The sequence below is a fragment of the Streptomyces sp. P9-A4 genome, assembly GCF_036634195.1.
Taxonomy (GTDB): domain Bacteria; phylum Actinomycetota; class Actinomycetes; order Streptomycetales; family Streptomycetaceae; genus Streptomyces.
In genome coordinates, this window is the sequence record NZ_JAZIFY010000001.1 from 6,795,468 (window position 1) to 6,817,018 (window position 21,551).

The following is a 21,551-nucleotide window of genomic DNA, read 5'->3' on the forward strand; positions in this document are numbered from 1 at the left end:
GGCCGGTCAGCCGCCCGCGAGCGCCCGCGCAAGGTACGGAGCCGTACGGCTCACGGGCGAGGCGGCCACCTCGGACGGCGGCCCGGCCGCCACCACCCGGCCGCCCTCGTCACCCCCGCCCGGACCGAGGTCGACCACCCAGTCGGCGGTGGCGACCACGTCCATGTCGTGCTCGACGACGACCACGGAGTGGCCCGCGTCCACCAGACCGTGGAGCTGACGCATCAGCACCTCGACATCCGCCGGGTGCAGACCGGTCGTCGGCTCGTCGAGCACGTACAGGGTGGGGGAGCGGCGCGGACGCTGGAGCTCGGAGGCCAGCTTGATGCGCTGCGCCTCGCCGCCGGACAGTTCCGTCGCCGGCTGCCCGAGCCGCAGATAGCCGAGGCCCACGTCCAGCAGGGTCCCGAGGCTCCGGGCGGCGGCCGGGGTGTCCTCGAAGAACTCCGCCGCCGACTCGACGGTGAGGTCCAGGACTTCGGCGATCGTCAGCCCGTCCAGCCTCACCTGGAGCGTCTCGGGGTTGTACCGGGCGCCGTGGCAGTCGGGGCAGGGCGCGTAGGTGCTCGGGAGGAAGAGGAGCTCCACCGAGACGAAGCCCTCGCCCTGACAGGTCTCGCAGCGCCCGCCGGGCACGTTGAAGGAGAAGCGGCCCACCTTGTAGCCGCGCTCCCGTGCCTCCTCCGTCTCCGCGAACAGCTTTCGCACGACGTCGAAGAGACCGGTGTACGTGGCCAGGTTGGAGCGCGGAGTGCGGCCGATGGGCCGCTGGTCCACCGTCACCAGGCGCCCCGCACCCGGGAGTTCGGCGGTCAGCGCGCCCACGAGCGTCGACTTCCCGGAGCCGGACACGCCCGTGACGGCGGTCAGGACGCCGACCGGGAAGGCCGCGTCGACCTCCCTCAGGTTGTGGCGGGTGACCGGCCCCGTCCGCAGCCACCCAGCCGGGGCCCGTACCTCCCGTGCGGGTGCGGGCACCCGGTCGAAGAGGAAGCGCCGGGTCGCGGACGCCGCCACGGCGGCCAGCCCGCCCGGCGGCCCGCTGTGGAGCACCCGGCCGCCGTGGACCCCGGCACCCGGGCCGACGTCCACGAGCCAGTCGGCATGCCGGACCACGTCGAGGTGGTGCTCGACGACGAAGACCGAGTTCCCGGCCGCCTTCAGCCGGTCGAGGACCACCAGCAGCGCCTCGGTGTCCGCCGGGTGCAGACCGGCGGAAGGCTCGTCGAGCACGTACACGACGCCGAAGAGCCCCGAGCGCAGCTGGGTGGCGAGCCGCAGCCGCTGGAGCTCGCCGTTGGAGAGGGTGGGCGTGGCCCGGTCCAGACTGAGATAGCCGAGACCCAGTTCGGTGACCGTCCCGATCCGGGCGACGAGATCCTCGGTGAGGACACGCGCCGTCTCCGCGCCGTCCGTCGGCGTCGCCGACAGGAGCCCGGCCAGGACCGTCAGCGGAAGCGAGGCCAGCTCGGCGATCGTCCGGCCCCCGAAGGTCACCGCGAGCGCCTCGGGCCGCAGCCGGCTGCCGCCGCACACCGGGCAGGGCGCACTCGTCAGGAACCGCTCCGCCTTCGCCCGCAACGTCGCGCTCTTCGAGTCCGCGAACGTCCGCATCACATACCGCCGGGCGCTCATGTACGTTCCCTGGTAGGGGCGTTGGATGCGCCCCGCCTCCCGCACCGGATGCACGGTGACCACCGGCTGCTCCTCCGTGAAGAGGATCCACTCCCGGTCCTTCGCGGCCAGCTCGCGCCACGGCCGGTCGACGTCGTACCCGAGGGTGTCCAGTACGTCCCGCAGGTTCTTCCCCTGCCAGGCGCCGGGCCAGGCGGCGATGGCGCCCTGACGGATCGACAGCTCCGGGTCGGGTACGAGGAGTTCCTCACTCGTCTCGTGGATCCGTCCGATGCCGTGACACGAAGGACACGCGCCCGTCGTCGTGTTGGGGGAGAAGGCGTCGGAGTCGAGGCGCGGCGAGCCCTGCGGATAGCTGCCGGCGCGCGAGAAGAGCATGCGGAGCGAGTTGGAGAGCGTCGTCACCGTGCCGACGGAGGAGCGGGCGTTCGGCGAGGACCGTCGCTGCTCCAGGGAGACCGCCGGCGGCAGCCCGCTGATCTCTCCGACGGCGGGCGCACCCACCTGGTGGATCAGCCGCCGCGCGTACGGCGCGACCGACTCGAAGTAGCGCCGCTGGGCCTCCGCGTAGATCGTGCCGAAGGCCAGCGACGACTTGCCGGAGCCGGACACGCCGGTGAAGGCGACGAGCGCGTCGCGGGGGATGTCGACGTCCACCCCGGCGAGGTTGTGCTCACGGGCACCGCGGACACGGACATAGGGATCACGAGGGCTGTCGTACACAGGGTGATTTTATCCATTGATCCCCTGGTGTCCTGTTCGGGGGCGGAGGACCTTCGGCGGCGCCGGGCCCACCGCGTGCCGACGTCGGCCGGCCGGTCACTCGTACCGGTACTTCAGCGAGTCCGCCTCCGCCTGCTCGATGTCGGCGATCGTCAGCTCCGGCATCCGCAGCTGCGCCAGCGTCACCTCCGCCGAGGTCGGCTGGGCGTCCGCCGGCAGCCACTGCTCCGGCTTCCAGGCCCCGCTGCGCAGGAGCGACTTCGGACAGTGCGGGTAGACCTCCTCGATCCCCACCACCAGCGCACTGGCCGGCGGCCTGCCCACGGCGGTCAGCTGCGACAGCAGCTCCGGGCGGGTGGAGACGCAGGCCCGGCCGTTCACCCTGAGCGTCGTGGTGCGCCCCGGAATGACGAACAGCAGCCCGGCCCGCCCGGTGGCGATCACGTTCCGCAGGGTGTCCAGACGCTTGTTGCCGGTCGCGTCCGGTATCGCCACCGTCCGCGCGTCCAGGACGGAGACGAACCCGGCGGGGCCGCCGCGCGGGGAGACGTCGCAGTTGCCCTCGGTGTCCGCGCTGGCGACCAGGACCAGCGAGGAACAGCCGATCAACCGCCTTGTCTGGTCGGTGAGTTCGGTCATCTGCTTACGTACGGCCGCGTCGCTGGGGAGATCGTAGACCCGACGCAGGGTCTCCTGGTCGGGCACGGCGTCGAGGCGGAGTGAGTCGAAGGCGCTGAGAGGAGGAGGTGTTGTCATTGCTCCGAACCTTGAGAGGGCCGACGTGCTACTGATCCCGGTCGGCGAGTACGAGGACATGGAAGGGGTCGCGCTTGCTGATCCTGCGGGTCTTGACCGTCTGATCGTCACATTCCGATGAAGCTCACTGTTTCCGCCATGGCCGCTCGCCCAGTGCGCAGCGGTGGCGCGCCCTCCTTCTCGAATCCCACCGAGACACCGCAGAGCAGCACGAGCCCGTCGTCGGCCCCGACCATCTGGCCGACGGTCTCGCGGTACACCGTCCACATCACCTGGGGGCAGCTGTGCAGCCCTTCCGCCCTCAGCAGGAGCATGACCGTCTGCACGTACATCCCCGCGTCCGCCCACTGCCCGGGTCCCATCGTCCGGTCGAGGTAGCAGAACAGCACGACCGGCGCCCCGAACGCCTCCGAGTTCAACGCGGCGATCTTCCTGGGCCGGTCGGGGTCGTCGCGCTCGATGCCCAACGCTTCGTACCGCTGGGCGGCAGCGGCGGCGAAGCGGTCCAGATACGGCGAGACCAGTTCGGCCGGGTACATCGGATACTCCCGCTCGTCGCCCGGGTCGCCCGCCAACGCCCTGGCCGTCGCGCGCCTCTTCAGTTCGGCCAGCGGCTCGCCGGCCACGACATAGGCACGCCACGGCTGGAGGTTCCCGCTCGACGGGGCCCGCGTCGCCGCGGTCAGCACGCGTTCGAGGACCTCTCGGGACACCGGTTCGTCGCTGAACGCCCGCACGGCCCGGCGGCCGTCCACGGCTTCGTACACATCCACGTGGTTCTCTTCCTCTCGCTCGACGCAGCTCGACCTGCTGGTCGGCATTGACCTCCACCGGTCCTGGATCGCCGCGGTTCAGCTCCTCCTCGACGGTCCGGAAGGCGGCCACGAGGCCGTCGGCCGGCTCGCGGGCACGGTGTCCTTCGTCGCCAGCGTGTTGTCCGACCAGCAGAGCCGGTAGAGGTCGACCTCGGTCAACAGGTCGCGGCCGGACCGGTAGAACTCGCAGCGGGTGCCGGGTGGTCGGGGTGCGGAACGGGCGTGGTCGGGCGGGTACGGGTAGGCGTGGTCCGGCAGCAGGGGAGCGAGTTCGGCGCGCGGGCGACCGATGGTCAGCTCGTCGAACCGCGACGGCGGCAGCACGCTGGTCGTCAACTGCCAGGCCAGGTAGACGGCTGCGGGTACGAAGAAGGCGGCTGCGACGACAGGAGCCGCGAAGGCGGCGACGGAGCGGCGGCGGGCGGCATTCCGTACGGAGGCGAGCCGTGTGACGGACTCCGGTGCGGCGGTGTCCGTACCGGGGGCCGGGTGAGCGGCCCCCGCGTGCGGCCTGCGGAGTGCGGGCGACGCCTCCGGTCGCGGCGTCGGCATCCCCGGGCAGGCCGCGACCTGGTGGGGGAGGACCGCGGTGACACGGAATCCGCCCTGGTACGGGCCGGTCCACAAGGAGCCGCCGAGTACCGCCACCCGCTCCCTGAGCCCCGTCAGACCCCTGCCACCGGCGCCGCCCGTCGGGCCTTCGGGCGCGAACTCCGATCGGCCGGCCGGCGGAGCGGCGTTCACGACGCTCACGCGGGTACGGTCGGCCCCGTGTGCGATCCGCACCCGGATCTCACCGTCGGGCGCGTGCTTCACCGCGTTGGTGAGTGCCTCCTGCACCGCCCGGTACAGGCCCCGCTGGACCAGGGAGGACAGCACAGGAATCGCCCCGTGCCGCTCCCAGCGCACCGGCACCCCGGAGGCGACCGCCCGCCCGAGGAGGTCCTCGACGGTGTCGGTGACGGGCAGACCCGCACCCGGTTCCGTTCCGGCCGGGTCGTGCAGAACCGCGACGGTCTCGCGCAGTTGCTCCACGGCATCCGCTATCGTCCCGCGCAGCTCGGCGAGATCGGTGCGGTCGCGGTCGGTGAGGTCGGGCGAGAGTTCCAGAGCACCGGCACGCAGCGCGACCAGGCTCAGCACGTGCCCGAGGGAGTCGTGCATGTCGGCCGCGATGTCCGCGCGCTCGGTCAGCCGCGCCCGCTCCGCGACCAGGTGCTGACGCTCCTCCAGGCTCCGGGCCAGCCGCCAGCCCTCCCGCACCAGCTCGCGTCGCCCGCGCCAGTGCCGTCCGGCCAGCCAGGGCAGCAGGAGAGCGGCGGGCAGCACGGTCAGTGCGTAGAACCACCACACGGCCGGCGTCCGCAGCACCGCGCACATCGCGAGATCGAGGGCGAGGCAGCCGGCCAGTACCAGGAGCGGGCGTCGTGCCTCGGCGACCCGGGCCCCCAGCAGACAGCTCAGGGCGGCCAGCGAGAGGACATGGGCGTTGGCGGGGGTCGCCGGATCGGCCATGCCCAGCGCGCACAGTGCGTTGACCAGGACGACCGCCGTCCCCGGCCGACGGCGGGACAGCGGCACGGCCACCGCCAGGACGGCCAGCGGGAGCCACAGGTCCTCGACCGGCGAGGCCGCCGCGCCCGCGTCCCTGAACCCGTAGCCGGTGGCAGCGGCGAGCACGCTCCACAGGGCCACATCACCGCACACGACTCCGACCGGGGGCCTGTGTGTGTACGGCATGGTGTGTCGACCGTCCTTCTGGTGCATGTCCTCACCCTTCCAGGTCGATTCTGTGGGACGGGCCCGGACGCCCGGCAGGGGAGTGGGCCCGGCGAGGACCTCGGGCCGCCACCGGCGCCGGAGTCAGGCGTCCCGTCGACGCAGCACGTACAGGCCGGTCAGGTGCCCGGCCGCGGCCCACGCCGCCACGATCAGGACCCCCGTCACCGGCCCGTACGGTCCCTCGGCGGCGGGGTGCATGAAGCGGTCCCCCGCGCCGTGCGGCAGCAGGTCGTTGAGGTCCGCGAGCGCCGGGCCTCCTAGGCCCAGGAGGATGCTGGGCAGCGCCCACAGGAGCGTGACGAGGATCGAGAGCGCGCCGGCCGGATGACGCGTGGCGAACGCCACCCCGACGCTGAGCACAGCGACCAACGCCTCGTAGAGACCGACCGCGAGGACCTGTCCGAGGACCGGGCCGGCCGCGAAGGAGGCCCGCCCGTCGAACCCCACCCAGGCCACCGCCGTGCCCACGACGGCGAACGCTGTGCCGGCGACGAACGCCACCACGGCCGCCACCAGGGCCTTCGCGGCGTGGACCCGGTGCCGCCGAGGAACCGACAAGAGGGAAGCGCGCACGCTCCCCGTCGCGTACTCGGAGGTGACCGCGACCGTGGCCAGGACGACGACGGCGAACTGGACGAGGACGGCGGAGGAGGCCGCCGCGTTCCCGACGGGCTGCACCGGATGCTCGTTGATACGGGCGATCGAAGCGTAGTAGTAGGTGAAGACACCGGTGATCGCGAGGCCCGTCAGAAGACAGAGCCAGGCGGCTCGGACGGACCACAGTTTGGTCCACTCGGCGGCGACGGCCCCGGTGAATCCACCGGGTGCGCCCCGCCCCGGAGTCCCAGGGCCGGTGTGCGGCAGGTCCGCGGGCCTGACGGGTGTCGTCGGGATGGTCACGGTCGTCCCCCTTCATTCGACGCCGCGAGCGCGGCAGCCGTGTCCGCGGTGCTGCTGCCCCTCGAATCCGCTGCGCTGCCCCCCGTCGTGTACTCGACGCTGCGTGCGGTCAGGTCCATATACGCCTGCTCCAGCGAGACGCGGACGTCGCTCAGCCGGTGCAACCGGACCCGGCAGTGGTGGGCCAGGTCTCCGATCTCGGCGGCGGTGCGGCCTTCGACGGTGAGCTCGCCGGACCCGGAGGTCTCGACGCTCACCCCGTCGGTCGCCATCAGACGCCGCACCAGCGTCGCTCTCTCCTCGGCGTCGGGCACCACGGCGCGAGCCGACGCGGGAGAGGCAGCTGCCAGGAACTCGGTCATGGAGGTGTCGCTCAGCAGGCGCCCGCGCCCGATGACGACGAGATGGTCGGCGGTCAGCTGCATCTCGCTCATCAGATGGCTGGAGAGGAACACGGTGCGTCCCTCCGCCGCCTGCTCCCGGACGAGCCCGCGGATCCATCGCACGCCGTCCGGGTCGAGGCCGTTGACCGGCTCGTCGAGGACGAGCACCGACGGATCGCCGAGCAGGGCGCCCGCCACCCCGAGCCGCCCGCTCATCCCGAGCGAGTACGTGCCCGCGGGCCGACGGGACGCCTTGGCCAGGCCCACCCGCTCCAGCACCTCGTCCACGCGGTGCAGCGGGATGCCGTTCGACCGGGCCTGGGCGACCAGATGCGTGCGGCCGGAACGCGCCGGGTGGACGGCCCGGGCATCCAGCATCGCGCCGACCGCACACAGCGGCCTGCGCAGGTCCGCGTAGGGGCGCCCGGCGATCAGGGCCCGCCCGCGGGTGGGATGGTCCAGGCCCAGGATCATGCGCATGGTGGTGGACTTCCCGGCCCCGTTGGGGCCGAGGAAGCCGGTCACACGGCCGGCCCGGACATCGAACGTCAGCTCGTCCACGGCGAGGGTGTCGCCGTAGCGTTTGGTCAGTCCTCGGAGGGTGATCACGGAATTCCTTCGTGTCGGTCACGGACCGCGGAGTGCAGCTCGCGACAGGCGACGGCGGCGGTGACGGGCGCACACCGACGTGCGGTCGGCCCGGGGCGGCTGCCCCGATTCCCGTACGGAAGCGACGCTAGGAGTCCGCGGCGCCCACTCCCATGGGTCGAACGGCAGCGGTGTCCTGCCTTTCGACAGGGGTGCCCTCCGCCGCCTGGCGGATCCGCGGCTTTCGACGTCCGGACGGCGGCGCACCGGCCGTAGGCTCGCCGCGTGGAAGAGACGACACCCGGCAGTCGGCCGGTCCGGGTCCTGGTGGCCGACGACGAGGCGATGGTCCGGGCCGGGGTCCTTGCCGTCCTGGCCAGGGACCCGCACGTCGAAGTGGTCGCCGAGGCGAGCAGCGGGCAGGAGGCCCTCGCGCTCACCCGCCGGCACCGGCCGGACGTGGTCCTGCTGGACATCCAGATGCCCGGCATGGACGGGCTGACGGCGGCCGGCCGGCTCCACCAGGAGCTGCCCACGGTCGGTGTGATCATGCTGACCACCTTCGGCCAGGACGAGTACATCACCCGCGCCCTGGAGGAAGGCGCCGACGGCTTCCTGCTGAAGGCCGACGACCCGAGGGAACTCCTCAACGGTGTAAGGGCGGTGGGCACCGGCGGCGCCTATCTTTCCCCCAGAGTCGCCGGCCGCGTCATCACCGGGATGCGCGCCCACCGGGCGGCACACCCCCACCGCTCACTGGAGCGGCTCACGGATCGGGAGCGCCAGGTACTGGCCGGACTCGGGGCCGGTCGGTCCAACGCGGAGATCGCGAAGAGTCTGCACCTGGTCGAAGGCACGGTGAAGGCCCATGTCAGCGCGGTGCTCTCGAAACTGGGCGCGCGCAACCGAGTGGAGGCGGCCATCGTCGCGTACGAAGCGGGCTTGGCGCCGCCCCACCGCGCCTGACGTTCGAGGGGACGCCATCACTCCCCTGGCCTGGCCACGAAGAACGTGCAGGCCCCCGGTGGCCTGGCGATCACCCGGATCACCGAGTTCGACGCCAGGAGACGGGCCGTCAAGTCCCTCATGCCGAAGTCGAACGGCACCGACCCCGGCACCCAGCTGACCACCCCCTGACCACCGACGAGTTCGGCAAGCGCACCGGCACGGACAAGGCCCGTTACGGCTTCTTCGGCGGAGAGCAGCGGTCCGCCGACACCCTCGGCAACCTCGTCCTGATGGGCGTACGCCTGTACGACCCGGCCTCTACTTCCGGTTCTCCGAGACGTCGTCCTGGTGGACCACGTACCGGCGAACGTACGTCGACTCGTCCAAGATCTACTGGGGATACTGATCACCGACACAGAGGGTGATATGCCCCTGGATGCCCGGGTCCGCCGTCGCGGCGGACCCGGGCATCCGCCCGGGTCTCCCGAACGCTTCCGACAGTGAACGACCAAGGAGGAACCAGCATGTCCCAGCTTCGCGTCGGCGTCGTGGTGATGTCGATCGGTGCCGTCCTCACGGTGGCCGGAGCGGCCATGTACGTCCTTCCCGGCCCCGGCCTTCCCGTTCTGCTCCTGGGCCTCGCCGGTATCGCGGCAGGAGCGGTCGTACGGTTCGCCGGCCGCGGGTCCGCAAGCTGAACCCTCGTCGTCGACGAGGACGGGAGGCCCCGTCCTCGTCCACGCGGCAAGGTCCTGGCCCGCCCGAACCGGTGAAGCACCGGGCCGGAGCCGGTCATGGTCAGCCGATGAGGGCGACCGGGGCGTCCCAGGCGTTGCGGTCGACGGTGATGGTGTAGCCGCCGCGGGTCTCCTTGCTGTTGGCCTTGTACTGGTGGCCGCGGCTGTGGTCCGTGTACAGCTTCGGGTTCCAGGGCCAGTCCTTGGTGGTGGTCTCCTGGCCGTTCCACAGGGCGTACCAGAGGTTTCCCGGCAGGTCGGTGCGGTTCGTGGCGGTGGCGATCGCCTTGGCGCCGGAGCCGCTGAAGCCGTAGAGGCCGGCGCGGTAGGTCTTGGCGCGCAGGGTCTTGGTGAAGGACCGCACGTAGGTGAGGGTGGCGTCGTTGCACGCCTTGTCGGCGATGTCGTACGACTCCATGTTGAGGTAGACCGGGCTGCCGGCCTTCATGCCGAGGGCCGAGGCCTTGACGATCGCGTCGTTGGCGTTGGCGGCGCCCACCGAGGCGGCGGTGGCCGCGGTGAACCTCTCCTTGTTCCCGCTCTTCTGGCAGGGCGGCTGGGCGCCGACGTAGAGCGGGATGACCCGCCAGCCGAGCGTGTCGACCGACTTCACCCAGGACCTGGTCAGGTTGGGCTGGGCGCAGCCGCGGTTCTTGCCGCCGACGTAGACCGCGACACCGCCGTAGTAGCCGTCCTTCTTCCACGCCGTCATCGCGGTGAGCGAGGGCGCCGTGCAGGCGTCGAACGCCCGGCCCGTGTAGGTCTTCTGCACCGGCCACGCCGGAGCCGCCATCGAGGTCTGCGCCGCGACTCCGGCACCGGCCACGACGAACACGCCCGTCGCCGCCCACGCGATGTAGCGACCTCTCTTGGACAACCGGTGCTTGGACAATTCCCCACCCCATACGTACGACATCTTCGAGTTCACGCTCCGTCCGGCCGGAGCGCGATCACCCTACCCAGCGGCACCGACACCTCGACGGCTGGGGCGACGCGCCGACAGCGCTCGCCCCGGGCCGGGCACCGCTCTCGGCCGCGTCGTCGGAAAGGCCGGGGCGGGTGGGGTCCCGCGTGGTACGAACACTGATGACCCACCTTGCGACGGAAGGGACCCGGGATGGACCACGACGATGCGCACGTGCGGCCGGTGTCGGCGGCTGAGTTGTTCGACGGGCTGGGGATCGACTACGAGCACGCCTTCGTTCGTCTGCCGGCTCAGCTGGCGGCGATCGAGTGGCTCACCGCACGGCTGGGCGCGGGGGCGAGGGTGCTCGACGTGGGCAGCGGGACCGGGCGTCCGGTGGCCGACCTCCTCGTGCGGGCCGGCTGTGAGGTGACCGGCATCGACGTGTCCGGCGAGATGGTCGCCCTCGCGAGCGCGCAGGTGCCCGGGGCGGGCTTCGAGCAGTGCGACGTGCGGGCGTTCGGCGCGCCGGAGGGTCACTTCGACGCGGTGTGCGCGTTCTTCCCCCTTCTGATGATGAGCAGGGCGGAGGCGGCCGACGCCCTGAAGCGCATGGCCGGCTGGCTGGCGCCCGGCGGCTTCCTGGTGACGGCGACGGTGCCCGCGGACGTGGAGGACGCCGAGATCGTCTGGATGGAGCGCACGGTCAGGGTCTCCAGCTTCTCGGCGGAGGAGTACCTGCGCCTCCAGCGGGAGGACTGCGGCCTCGACGTCCTGCATCACGCGGTGTCGGTCTTCGCCCCGGACGACGACCGCGCGGCCCCAGAGGAGCACCTCTTCACCTACGCCCGCCGCCCGGCCTGACGGAGGGCGCGGCGGCGGACCGTGCCTGACGTACCGTCAATTGACGCTGTATCAGTTATTGACGGTTCATCAGTTCGGTCACAGAATGCGGTCACCCGACGGAGGGATCGCCCGTGCCTCGACCGTTGCGCGTCATCGCCGCCGCGTTCGCCCTGCTCCTCGTCACCGCCTGCAACTCCGCCTCCAGCGGCGGAAGCACCGCCACCTCCGTACGCGGAGTCACCGTCGACACGATCAAGGTCGGCGGCATCGTCTCCATGACGACCGCCAGCGGATACTCCAAGAAGGACACCGATCTCGGCGCCCGGGCCCGCTACGACCGGGCCAACGCCGAGGGCGGGATCAACGGGCGGAAGATCGAGTACCTGGGCGCCGAGGACGACGGCCAGGACCCGGCCAGGAACCTGGCCGCGGCCCGCAAGCTCGTCCAGCAGGACAAGGTCTTCGCCGTCTCGCCCATGAGCTCGGTCACCTTCGCCGGGGCCGACTTCCTCGATGGCCAGAAGGTTCCGACGGTGGGCTGGGGCACGCTCCCCTCGTTCTGCGGGCCGGAGCACATCTACGGCTTCAACGGCTGCCTCGTCCCGACGCCGGGCGGCACGCTCAACCAGACCTGGCCCGAGAGCCTCGCGGCCGTCCTCGGCGGCTCCCGCGGCAAGTCGGTCGCGCTGATCGCCGGCGACAACGACGCCGGAAAGTTCGGCATCCGCACCTTCACCCAGGGCTTCAAGGCGGCCGGCTTCCAGGTCCCGTACGCCAAGGCCGTGGTGCCGGCGACCTCGATGCCCAGCGACTGGTCGGCGTACACCAAGGAGATCCTCCGCTCGGGCCCCGGCGGCGGCGCGCCCGACGCCGTGGTCTCCGTGATGCAGACGCCGTACAACATCGGCCTCTTCACCGCCCTCAAGCGGTCCGGCTACAAGGGGATCATCTCCGACCCGACGGACTACGATCCCGGACTGCTCGCGAAGGACGCGACGAAGCAGGCCCTCGACGGGGTGCACGTACTGCTGCAGTTCCAGCCCTTCGAGGCGGACACCCCCGCGATGGAACAGTTCAAGGCCGACATCAGGAAGGCCGCCGGAGGCAAGGACGTCCCCCTCAACATGCACATGATGACGGGGTACATGAGCGCCGACCTCTTCCTCTCGATCGCCGGGAGGGCCGGCAAGGACCTCACCGTGGAGTCCTTCCAGAAAGCCGCCGCCGGCTTCTCCGACACCGGCACGCTCGTGGGCGACCGCGCCGAGCCGAAGGGGAAGAAGGAGAGCTTCGGCTGCGGGGCGCTCGTCCGCCTGAAGAACGGGCGGTACGAGGTGGCGGTGCCGTTCAAGTGCTATCCGCCGATCCCCTTCGGCTGAGGGGGCGCGTCACGTGGGTGACCTGCTGGGCTTCGTCCTGAGCGGGCTGGTCTCGGGTGCGCTGTACGCGCTGCTCGCGACCGGGCTCGTGCTCTCCTACTCCGCCTCCGGGCTCTTCAACTTCGCGCACGGCGCCACCGCCTATCTGTGCGCGCTGGCGTTCTACGAGGTTCACTCCGGCTTCGGCTGGCCGGCCGTCCCCACCGCCCTGCTCCTGGTGTTCGTGGTGGCGCCCGGCCTCGGCTGGGGCCTGGACCGGCTGATGTTCAGAAAGCTGGCCAAGGTCGGCGAGACGGCTCAGATCGTGGCCACCATCGGTCTGCTCGTCGCGCTGCCCGCGGCCGGACGATGGGTGGTCGAACTCCTGGAGCGGGCGGGCGCCCCCGTCCAGCCCGCCGAGAACCAGTTCGGACTGCCCGGCGTCGGGCCGAGCCCCGCCGTGTCCTGGCAGCCGTTCGACGGCGTGGGCATCGACTCCGACCAGCTGATCACCTGGATCGCCACGGCCCTCGCGGCGGCCGGACTGTGGGTGCTGATGCGGCACACCCGGCTCGGCCTGCGGCTGCGGGCCGCGGTCGACGACCGTACGCTGACCGAGCTGCGGGGCATCGGCGCGGACCGGCTGTCGTCGATCGCCTGGATGCTGTCGTCCGGACTCGCGGGCCTCGCCGGTGTCCTCGCGACCCCGCTCCTCGGGCTCTCCGCGCACGACTACACCCTGTTCCTGTTCGTCTCGGCCACCGCCGCCGTCCTCGGACGCTTCGTGTCCGTGCCCCTCGCCTTCGCGGGCGGCCTCGGGCTCGGCGTACTGCAGAACCTGGTGGCGGGGTACGCCTCGTTCACCGACGACATCACCGGCTTCCGTACGGCCGTGCCGTTCCTCATCCTCTTCGCCGGCCTCGTCGTCCTGGTGCGGCGGCAACGCGCGGCGGGCACGGCGGCCGCGGAGGACCCACCGCCCGTCGACTACCTCGCCGGGATGGGGTGGGGCCGCCGCTGGGGTGCGTGGGTGGTGGCCGGCGTGCTGCTCGGCACGGCGTTCTACACCGTCACCACACCCTTCTGGAGCGGGATCCTGGCCCAAGGGCTGGCGATCGGGCTCGTGTTCATGTCGTTCACGGTGGTCACCGGCCTCGGCGCGATGGTGTCACTGGCCCAGGCGACGTTCGTGACCGGCGCGGCCCTGGTCGCCGGGCTGCTGATGAGCCACGGCTGGCCCTTCGTCGCGGCGGCGGCGGTCGGCACCGCGGCTGCGGCCCTGCTCGGCGCGGTGGTCGCACTGCCCGCCCTGCGGCTCGGGGGCAGATCACTGGCCCTGGCCACCCTCGCGCTTGCCTTCCTGGCGGATCAGGTGCTGTTCCAGCTCGGCTGGCTGCGCAACGGCGACACCGGATGGGAGATTCCCCGCCCGGTGGCCGGCCCGGTGGACCTGGGCGACGACCGGGCGATGGGCCTCGCGCTCGTGCTGCTCAGCGGGGTGCTCGTCGCGCTGCTGACCTGGCTGCGCGGCTCCCGCTGGGGCAGGGCCGTGCTGGCGGTCCGCTCGGCCCCCGAGGCCGCCGCGGCGTCGGGGGTGTCGGTGGTACGGACGAAACTCCTGCTGTTCACGGTGTCGGCGGGACTCGCGGGCTTCGGCGGGGTGCTCTACGCCTCGTACAACACCCGGATCACGGCCACGGACTTCACGGCGATGACGGGCCTGGTGTGGCTGGCGGTCGTGGTCGCGGCGGGGGTGCGCAGGCCGCAGTTCGCGGTGGTGGCGGGGCTGGTCTACGCGGTGGTCCCGCATCTGATGTCGGAGTACGTGACGGAGTCCGCCCATCTGCCGGTGATCCTGTTCGGTCTGGCGGGGCTCGCGCTGGCGAACGACCCGGACGGGTACTGCGCGGCGCTGCCGGCGAGACGAGCGGCCCGGCGCGCCGCGAGACGGGCGGCGGCGGCGCGGGCGCCGCTGCCGACGGCCGTTCCTCCACCCCGCTCCCCGGATCCGGCGGTGCCGGGTGAGACCCGCTCCCCGCGTTCGGCGGTGCCGGGGGGCACCCGCTCCCCGGATCCGGCGGTGTCGGAGGACACCCGCTCCCCGCGTCCGCCGGTCTCGGGAATCAGCCGCTCCCCGGATCCGGACGCGGGAGCAAGCCCCCGGGGCCCCGGGAAGGGGAATCCGAGCCCGGCTCCCACGGGGACGGGCAGCGGCTCCGGCGACGCGCCGGGCGCGCTCGAACTGAGCGGCGTGCACGCCGGGTACGGCGGCGCGCCCGTGCTGCACGGCGTGGATCTCGTGGTGCGCGGCGGCGAGGCGCTGGTGCTGCTCGGGCCCAACGGGGCCGGGAAGTCCACCCTCTGCCGGGTGGCCGCGGGGCTGCTGCGGCCGGCCGACGGCCTCGTGCGCGTACGGGGCGAGGACGCCACCCGCGACGCGGCGGTCACCCGGGCGCGTCGCGGGGTGCGGCTGGCTCCCGAGGGGCGGGGGATCTTCGCCGGGCTCTCGATCGAGGAGAACCTGGCCCTCCAGCTGGCGCGGGCCGAGGACCGCGACGCCGTGTACGCGCGGTTCCCCGCGCTCGCCGCTCGCCGTACCGTCCTCGCCGGCTCCCTGTCGGGCGGCGAGCAGCAGATCCTCGCCCTCGCCCCGCTCCTCCAGCGTCCACCGGCCGTCCTCGTCGCCGACGAGCCGTCCCTGGGTCTCGCACCGCGCGTCGTGGACGAGGTCTTCCAGCTCCTGACCGAACTCCGCGGCCGGGGCACCGCCTTGGTCCTGGTCGAGGAGAAGGCGGCCGAGGTACTCGGCATCGCCGACACCGTCGCGTACCTCGCGCAGGGCGAGATCGTCTGGTCCGGGCCGCGGTCCGAGGTGGACCGGGCCCGGCTCGCCGAGGCCTACCTGGGGACGGGAGCCCGCCGATGAGTCACCCTCTGCTCCACGCGAGCGGGATCGGTGTCCGGTTCGGCGGCGTCCACGCCCTGACGGACGTGACCCTCTCCGTACGCCCGGGCGAGATCTGCGGCGTCATCGGTCCGAACGGGGCGGGCAAGACGACGCTCTTCGACGTGTTGTCGGGCATGCGACGACCGGACGCGGGAGCGATCACCTACGACGGTACGGACATCACCCGCCGTTCCCCGGTCTGGCGGGCCCGGCACGGCATCCGCCGCACCTTCCAACGCCAGCAGCTCTTCGGTCAGTTGACCGTGGCGGACAATCTCGTCGTGGCGCAGGACTGGCGGGGCGGTGTGCGGCCCGCGGCACGCCGCCACCGGGAGCGGGCCGCCGCTGTGCTCCACGCGTGCGGGCTCGACGCGCTCGCCGGCGCGTACGCGGGAGGCCTGCCTGTCGGGCAGGCCCGCATGGTCGAGCTGGCCCGCGCGCTCGCCGATCCGCCCCGGGTCCTGCTCCTGGACGAGCCCGCGTCCGGGACGACCGCCGAGGAGCGTCACCGACTCGCCTCCGTCATACGCCATATGGCCGATGAGGAGAACTGCGCGGTGCTGCTCGTCGAGCACAACGTGGCGTTCGTGATGGAGCTGTGTTCCCGCGTCGTGGTGCTCGACCTCGGCCGGGTCCTCACCGAGGGGACCGCGGCCGAGGTCCACGCGGACCCGGCGGTGCGGGAGGCGTACCTCGGCGCCGGTTCGGGCGGGGCGGAGGGTGATCACACCCCGGATCACTGATGTCGGCGTGGGGATCGGCCTCGTCGCACGCCGCCAACTCACCTGGCATCATGGTGAGTTGAAGGCAGTCTCGGATGGTGGGGGAGGCGTCTGATCGCATGCGCGGATACGAATACCAGGGCGGGAACGGCGGCGTCGGACAGTACGACAGCGGGACGGCGACCCGGCTGGCCCGCCGCGCGGTGGGCGCGGTGGCACCGCACGAGCTGCCCCAGTTCCCGATGACGGCCCAGGCCTTCCACAGCTCGTCCGCGAAGGACCGGTCGTGGCCGGTCCACCGTGACGAGCCACTGGGGATAGGCCTCGACGTGGTCGCCGCGCTCATCAGCACCGCGGCGCTCTCCGCCGCGGTCCAGGTACTCGACCACCTCGTGCAGCAGTCCACCGCGCACGCCGTGGACACCACCCGGAGCCGGCTGCTGCCTCGGCTGTTGCGCCGCCGCACGCGACAGGCCCTCGAACAGGCCGCGGAGCCGGCCACGGCGCCCGCCGAGGCGGAACGGCTGACCGCCGAGCAGCTGACCCGGCTGCGCGAGGTGGCCACGCGGGCGGCACTGCGATGGCGCGTACCCGAGGCGCAGGCGCGGGCGATCGCGGACGGGATCGTCGCGGAACTCGCCACCCTGTCCCAGGAGCAGCAGGAGCAGCAGGAGCAGCAGGAGCCGGGCGGGGAAGGGCCGGCCGAGGCCGCCGGATGAGGCGGCGGACACCGGGACCGGCCGCACACAGCCCTCCGGGCCCGTTCACACTTCCCTCCGGCACGGCGGTGCGCTTCGCGCTGCTGATCGCCGCGATGACCGCCGTCTCGGCCCTGCTGGTGAACGGCACCTCGTCCGTCATCCTGTCCTCGGTACGGTGGGAGGAGCTGAAGGAGTACCACGACTGCTACGCCCTGGCGACGGGGCGGGCGGTCCGTGAACGCGGCGCCGACACGGACATCCGCATCCCGACCGAGCTCGACATGGGCGACTGCGAGGACCCGCGCGCCGATGCGAGCCCCCTGGTCACCGCAGGTGCGTCGGCCGCCCTGCTGCTGACACTGCTCGCCGCCTACGTGGGCCTCCCGCGCCGCAGGATCGGGCGGCGCGGCTACGGCCCGCTCACCGACATGCCCGAGCTGTCGGCGTATCTGGCGGGCCTGTTGGGCGAGTCGGGTGTGCGGGCGCGGGTCGGCTTCCTCGCCGAACCACTGAACCCGACGGTCCACGCCCTGGCCTTCGGGCGGCTGGGGCGGCGCCGGGTGGTCCTGAGCGGTGGGCTGCTCACCCTGTACTCCCTCGACCGGCGGGCCTTCCGGAGCATCGTCCTCCATGAACTGGCGCACATCCGCAACCGGGATCTGGACATCGCCTTCCTGACACTGATCCTGTGGCGGGCGAGCGTGCCGACCCTGGTGGTCATGATCGCCGTCGCGGCCCCGGCCGCCCTGCTCCTCGGCTCCGCGCTCGCGGGCTCCGTCCTCGCCTTCGCCGTCCAGGTGCCGTTGCTCGCCGTACTGGTGACCCTGCTCAAGAACGCGGTGCTGCGCAGCCGGGAGCTGTACGCCGACGCGAGGGTGACGGAGTGGGAGGGCTCGGCCGACGGCCTGCGCAGGCTGTTCGTCGAGCCGCCCGCGCAGCAGGGCGGAAAGGCGGACCGCGGTCTGTTGCGTGTCCACCCGCCGCTCGCCAGGCGGGCGCGGGCACTGACCGACCGAGGGGTCCTGTACGAGGTCGGCTTCTGGGACATGTGCGCGGTCGGGGCGGCGGGCGCCTTCCTCCACGAGATGGTGCGGCTGGGGCCGATCGGCGGCGGGAGCCAGGCCGGACCGACGGCGGCGCTCGCTGCCACGGTCCTGTCCGGGAGCCTGGTGGTGGGCGCGGCGGGCACGGTGCTGTGGCAAGCGGTGGCGCACGCACCGGGCTCCCCCACCCCGGCACGGATCCGGCAGGCCGGGCTCGGTCTGGGCCTCGGCCTCGGCGTGTTCCGGCTGCTGGCCCCGTCGGGTGCGTTCAGCCTGGTGAGCGTGGGCGGACAAGGGGCGTCGCTGGCCCTCCCGTACCTCGCGCTGACAAGCCTGTGCGGCTGGGCCCTCGTGCGGTGGCTGGTGCTGGTCGCGGGGGCGTGGGGGCCGGTCCTGGCCCGCAGCCGCCGTCCGCGCCGGGTGCTGTGGACGGTTCTCGCGTCGGCCACGGCCGGCGTGCTGCCGATGGTCGGCTTCCTCTTCACCCTTCCCACGATGACGCTGTACGCGGCGGCGTTCATCGCGCCGTCGCTGCCCGGAGCGGTGGTCTTCGTCGGCAGTGCGGCCGTTCTGGCGCTCGCCCGGATCACGACGGTGGTCGCGCCGGCGGTGCTGACGGCCGCGGTGGTGCCGCTGGTCGGGCAGTACGTGTCGTGGCGCCCCGGCGCCCGGCACACCTTCACCGGATTCGGGCCGCCGGGGCCGCCGCCGGGCTTCCTCGTCGGCTTCGGCGTCCCGGTGGCGCTGGCGTCCGCCGTGACGGCGTTGCTGGTCGTGTGGATCGGCGTCCCCGCCCCCGCGCTGATGGCGATGGGGGTGGTGATCGTCGGTCAGGTGGCGGCGGCCTTCTGGGCGGGCGGAGGTCACGCACCCCTCCCGCTCGCCAGAGGCGCCCTGGCCGCGTTCGGTGCGGGCCTGCTCGGCATGTCGGCCTGGGGTGTGCTGGTGAGGCTCGTGGGCTGCCTCGTCTCGGGCCTGGACGCCTGCACCCCGTTCCCCGGCGCGGCCTCCTTCAGGCTGGCCCTCATCGTGGCCCCGCTGGGCACGCTGCCGGCCTGGGCCGTTCAGGCGCTCACCGTCCGAGCCCGGCGGGCTCCGAGGTGGCGGTAGCGCTCCTGCCGGGTGGCGGCGGCGCCGTCGTCTGGGTCGCCCGTTCCGCCGGCCCGCCGGGTGGCGTGGCCGCCGCGCTCTGCCCGCCCGGACCTCCCCGTATATCCGCCCCGCGCCGCCGCGCCGCCTCCTAGGCTGGGCCCGTGACCGCCGACATCCGGCCCCTGGCCGTCTTCGACATCGACAACACGCTCGCCTCGACCGCTCACCGCCAGCACTTCCTGGAGAGCCGGCCCAAGGACTGGGACGGCTTCTTCGCGGCGGCGCCCGACGATCCGCCGCTGGCGGAGGGCGTCGCGCTGTGCCGCGAGGCGGCCGAGGAGTGCGACATCGTCTACCTCACCGGCCGCCCGGAGCGGTGCCGCCGCGACACCCTCGCCTGGCTGGCCGCCCAGGGGCTGCCGGACGGCCCGGTCCACATGCGGCGCGACCGGGACTTCCGGCCGGCCCGGGTGACCAAGGTGGAGATCCTGCGCCGGCTCGGCGCCGACCGTCCGGTGCGGATGCTCGTCGACGACGACCTGCTCGTCTGCGACGCGGCGGAGGAGGCCGGCTTCACCGTCGTACGGGCCGGGTGGGCCACCCCCTCGCAGGAACTGAGGGACGCCCAGGAGAAGGAGGGCCGGACCTGACGGCTTTCGCCGACCGACGGGCGTGGTCGGCCCGGCCGGGCGGAAGGCGCCCGTCCGGCTCGGGTCCTCCGAGCCGAAGCCCTCCCTCTGGCTCGGTTCCTCCAGCCGGAACCTGGCTTGGCTCTTCCAACCAGAACCCGGCTCGGCTCTTCCAGCCGGAACCTAGCTCGGTTCCTCCAGCCGGAATCCGACCTTCATGCCCACCTGGTAGTGCGCGACCTGGCCGTTCTCGACGTGGCCGCGGATCTCCGTGACCTCGAACCAGTCCACGGCCCGGAGCGTGTCGCAGGCGCGCGTGATCCCGTTGCGGATGGCGGTGTCCACGCCGTCCGAGGACGATCCGACGATCTCCGTGACGCGGTAAACGTGGTCTCCCATGGCGGGCCTCTCCTTCGTTCCGACTCCGTCCCCCACCCTGCCCGGAAGCGGGTGCCGCCGCGAGTCGGGACGGGGCGCGCGGGCGCCGGTCGGCCGATTCCCCCTGGTCGACGAGAAATTACCGCAGGTAAGGAAACAGGGGACGTATCCGGCGCGCGGGACGGGATGGTCAAGGACTTGACCATCCCGTTGGTCCAGACCAGAATCCAGGCCACATACCCGCGCGAACACCCCGTTCGGTCCCCCCATGTCGGGTCAGCCCCCCATGCCGCACGACCCTGTGCTGAACCGCAGAAGGTGACCTACGTGAAGAATCGCCATCTCGCCTGCCCCCTGGCAGCCGCCACCGCGCTCGCCCTCGCCGGCTGCGGGATGCTGCCGGGCGGGGGAAGCCAGACGAAGACCGTCAACATCTGGCTCATGCGGGACAGCGTCAGCGAGGACTTCCTCAACCGCTTCACCGAGGCGTACGAGGAGGAGCACGACGGCATCGAGCTCAAGGTCACCGTCCAGGAGTGGACGGGCATCGGGAAGAAGGTCACCGAGGCCATCCAGGGCTCCGGCGGACCCGACGTCATCGAGGTCGGCAACACCCAGGTCGCCCAGTACGCCGACACCGAGAAGCTCTTCGACCTCACCCTGGAGTCGGTCCGCGACCTCGGCAGCGAGGACTGGCTGCCCGGTCTCGCCGAACCCGGCAGCATCGGCGGATCGCAGTACGGCGTCCCCTGGTACGCGGCCAACCGCATCGTCATCTACAACAAGGACCTCTTCGAGGACGCCGGCATCGACAAGCCCCCGGCCACCCGCGCCGAATGGCTCACCGACACCGAGAAGCTCAACAGCAAGGGCTCCCAGGGCATCTACCTCGCCGGACAGGACTGGTACACCCTGGCCGGGTTCATCTGGGACGAGGGCGGCGAACTCGCCGTCGACAAGGGCGGGGAGTGGACCGGCGCGCTCGACAGCGAGGCGGCCCGGCGCGGCATGACCTACTACAAGGACCTCCAGTCCCTCGGCTCCGGGCCCAAGGACGCCGACGAGCAGAACCCGCCGCAGGCCGATGTCTTCGCCAAGGGCGACGTGGCCCAGCTCATCGCCGCCCCCAGCGCCGTCGCCGCGATCCTCAAGGCCAACCCGGCCCTCAAGGACAAGCTGGGCTACTTCCCGATACCCGGCACCAAGGCGGGCCAGCCCTGCGCCGTCTTCACCGGCGGCTCCGACCTGATCATCCCGGAGAACGCACCCCAGCGCGGCGCCGCCCTCGACGTCGTCAAGGCCCTCGCCGGCGAGAAGTGGCAGTCCGAACTCGCCCGCTCCATGGGCTACGTGCCCAACAAGAAGGGCCTCGCCTCCGTCGTCGCCGGCCAGGAGGCCACCGCCGTCATGGCCAAGGGCGCCGCGCGCGGTCGTGCCACCCCGAACTCCCCGCAGTGGGCCGATGTGGAGGCCGACAACCCCATCAAGCCCTACATGACGGCCGTCCTCCAGGGCGAGGACCCGCTGAGGGCCGCGAAGCTGGCCTCGGCCGCGATCACGGAGACCCTCGCCGAATAGCATTCAGCGCCTCCACACCCGCGAGCCCCCGGACGGTCACGTCGAATCCAGCCGGTCACGGAAGAAGTAAGGAGCCGGGCCACCGC

At 72.4% G+C, this 21,551-nt stretch carries 19 protein-coding genes; 11 read left to right on the top strand and 8 right to left on the bottom strand.

Annotated features, from left to right (window positions below):
- Positions 1–6: 6 nt before the first annotated feature.
- The 6 genes from V4Y03_RS30465 to V4Y03_RS30490 form a co-directional block, all read right to left on the bottom strand.
- On the bottom strand, positions 7–2,358 hold the full coding sequence (locus V4Y03_RS30465) for an excinuclease ABC subunit UvrA (protein ID WP_332437040.1): 2,352 nt from the start codon (positions 2,356–2,358) through the stop codon (positions 7–9).
- 96 nt (positions 2,359–2,454) lie between these two features.
- Complete coding sequence (locus tag V4Y03_RS30470; RefSeq protein ID WP_332437041.1) at positions 2,455–3,114, bottom strand: MSMEG_1061 family FMN-dependent PPOX-type flavoprotein; 660 nt, start codon at positions 3,112–3,114, stop codon at positions 2,455–2,457.
- 107 nt (positions 3,115–3,221) lie between these two features.
- Positions 3,222–3,887, bottom strand: a complete 666-nt coding sequence (locus tag V4Y03_RS30475; protein ID WP_332437042.1) for a nitroreductase — start codon at positions 3,885–3,887, stop codon at positions 3,222–3,224.
- A gap of 78 nt (positions 3,888–3,965) precedes the next feature.
- The gene (locus V4Y03_RS30480; protein ID WP_332437043.1) at positions 3,966–5,669 is read right to left on the bottom strand and encodes a sensor histidine kinase; all 1,704 of its coding nucleotides are present in this window, start codon (positions 5,667–5,669) and stop codon (positions 3,966–3,968) included.
- A gap of 123 nt (positions 5,670–5,792) precedes the next feature.
- On the bottom strand, positions 5,793–6,611 hold the full coding sequence (locus V4Y03_RS30485) for an ABC transporter permease (RefSeq protein ID WP_332437045.1): 819 nt from the start codon (positions 6,609–6,611) through the stop codon (positions 5,793–5,795).
- Positions 6,608–7,603: an ABC transporter ATP-binding protein gene (locus V4Y03_RS30490; protein WP_332437046.1), complete on the bottom strand. Its 996-nt coding sequence runs from the start codon at positions 7,601–7,603 to the stop codon at positions 6,608–6,610. The genes V4Y03_RS30485 and V4Y03_RS30490 overlap by 4 nt, the downstream gene beginning before the upstream one ends.
- Positions 7,604–7,867: 264 nt before the next feature.
- Between V4Y03_RS30490 and V4Y03_RS30495 the strand changes: the two genes are divergently transcribed.
- The 3 genes from V4Y03_RS30495 (at position 7,868) to V4Y03_RS30505 (ending at position 9,228) form a co-directional block, all read left to right on the top strand.
- A complete protein-coding gene (locus V4Y03_RS30495) occupies positions 7,868–8,548 on the top strand; it encodes a response regulator transcription factor (RefSeq protein WP_332437047.1) in 681 nt (226 codons plus the stop codon).
- 45 nt (positions 8,549–8,593) lie between these two features.
- Positions 8,594–8,719 (top strand): hypothetical protein, encoded by a 126-nt coding sequence (locus V4Y03_RS30500; RefSeq protein ID WP_332437048.1) that lies wholly within the window; start codon positions 8,594–8,596, stop codon positions 8,717–8,719.
- Positions 8,720–9,054: 335 nt separating this feature from the next.
- Entirely contained in the window at positions 9,055–9,228 is a 174-nt protein-coding gene (locus V4Y03_RS30505) for a hypothetical protein (RefSeq protein ID WP_332437049.1), read from the top strand.
- Between the two features lie 100 nt (positions 9,229–9,328).
- Here the strand turns inward: V4Y03_RS30505 and V4Y03_RS30510 are convergent, their stop codons facing one another.
- Complete coding sequence (locus V4Y03_RS30510) at positions 9,329–10,159, bottom strand: glycoside hydrolase domain-containing protein (protein ID WP_332437050.1); 831 nt, start codon at positions 10,157–10,159, stop codon at positions 9,329–9,331.
- A gap of 225 nt (positions 10,160–10,384) precedes the next feature.
- Between V4Y03_RS30510 and V4Y03_RS30515 the strand changes: the two genes are divergently transcribed.
- The 7 genes from V4Y03_RS30515 (at position 10,385) to V4Y03_RS30545 (ending at position 19,530) form a co-directional block, all read left to right on the top strand.
- Positions 10,385–11,035, top strand: a complete 651-nt coding sequence (locus V4Y03_RS30515; RefSeq protein ID WP_317875046.1) for a class I SAM-dependent methyltransferase — start codon at positions 10,385–10,387, stop codon at positions 11,033–11,035.
- Between the two features lie 113 nt (positions 11,036–11,148).
- Positions 11,149–12,396: an ABC transporter substrate-binding protein gene (locus tag V4Y03_RS30520; RefSeq protein ID WP_317875045.1), complete on the top strand. Its 1,248-nt coding sequence runs from the start codon at positions 11,149–11,151 to the stop codon at positions 12,394–12,396.
- Positions 12,397–12,409: 13 nt separating this feature from the next.
- Positions 12,410–15,301: an ABC transporter permease subunit gene (locus V4Y03_RS30525; protein WP_332437052.1), complete on the top strand. Its 2,892-nt coding sequence runs from the start codon at positions 12,410–12,412 to the stop codon at positions 15,299–15,301.
- On the top strand, positions 15,298–16,065 hold the full coding sequence (locus V4Y03_RS30530; RefSeq protein WP_332437053.1) for an ABC transporter ATP-binding protein: 768 nt from the start codon (positions 15,298–15,300) through the stop codon (positions 16,063–16,065). Before V4Y03_RS30525 ends, V4Y03_RS30530 begins: the two co-directional genes overlap by 4 nt.
- 98 nt (positions 16,066–16,163) lie before the next feature.
- Positions 16,164–16,763, top strand: a complete 600-nt coding sequence (locus tag V4Y03_RS30535) for a hypothetical protein (RefSeq protein ID WP_332437054.1) — start codon at positions 16,164–16,166, stop codon at positions 16,761–16,763.
- Positions 16,764–16,831: 68 nt separating this feature from the next.
- Complete coding sequence (locus V4Y03_RS30540; RefSeq protein WP_332437055.1) at positions 16,832–18,898, top strand: M48 family metalloprotease; 2,067 nt, start codon at positions 16,832–16,834, stop codon at positions 18,896–18,898.
- A gap of 143 nt (positions 18,899–19,041) precedes the next feature.
- A complete protein-coding gene (locus tag V4Y03_RS30545) occupies positions 19,042–19,530 on the top strand; it encodes a phosphatase domain-containing protein (protein WP_332437056.1) in 489 nt (162 codons plus the stop codon).
- 162 nt (positions 19,531–19,692) lie between these two features.
- Here V4Y03_RS30545 and V4Y03_RS30550 read toward each other — a convergent pair whose 3' ends face one another.
- Positions 19,693–19,908, bottom strand: a complete 216-nt coding sequence (locus tag V4Y03_RS30550; RefSeq protein WP_317878835.1) for a dodecin — start codon at positions 19,906–19,908, stop codon at positions 19,693–19,695.
- Between the two features lie 306 nt (positions 19,909–20,214).
- Between V4Y03_RS30550 and V4Y03_RS30555 the strand changes: the two genes are divergently transcribed.
- A complete protein-coding gene (locus tag V4Y03_RS30555) occupies positions 20,215–21,465 on the top strand; it encodes an extracellular solute-binding protein (protein WP_332437057.1) in 1,251 nt (416 codons plus the stop codon).
- Positions 21,466–21,551: the final 86 nt, after the last annotated feature.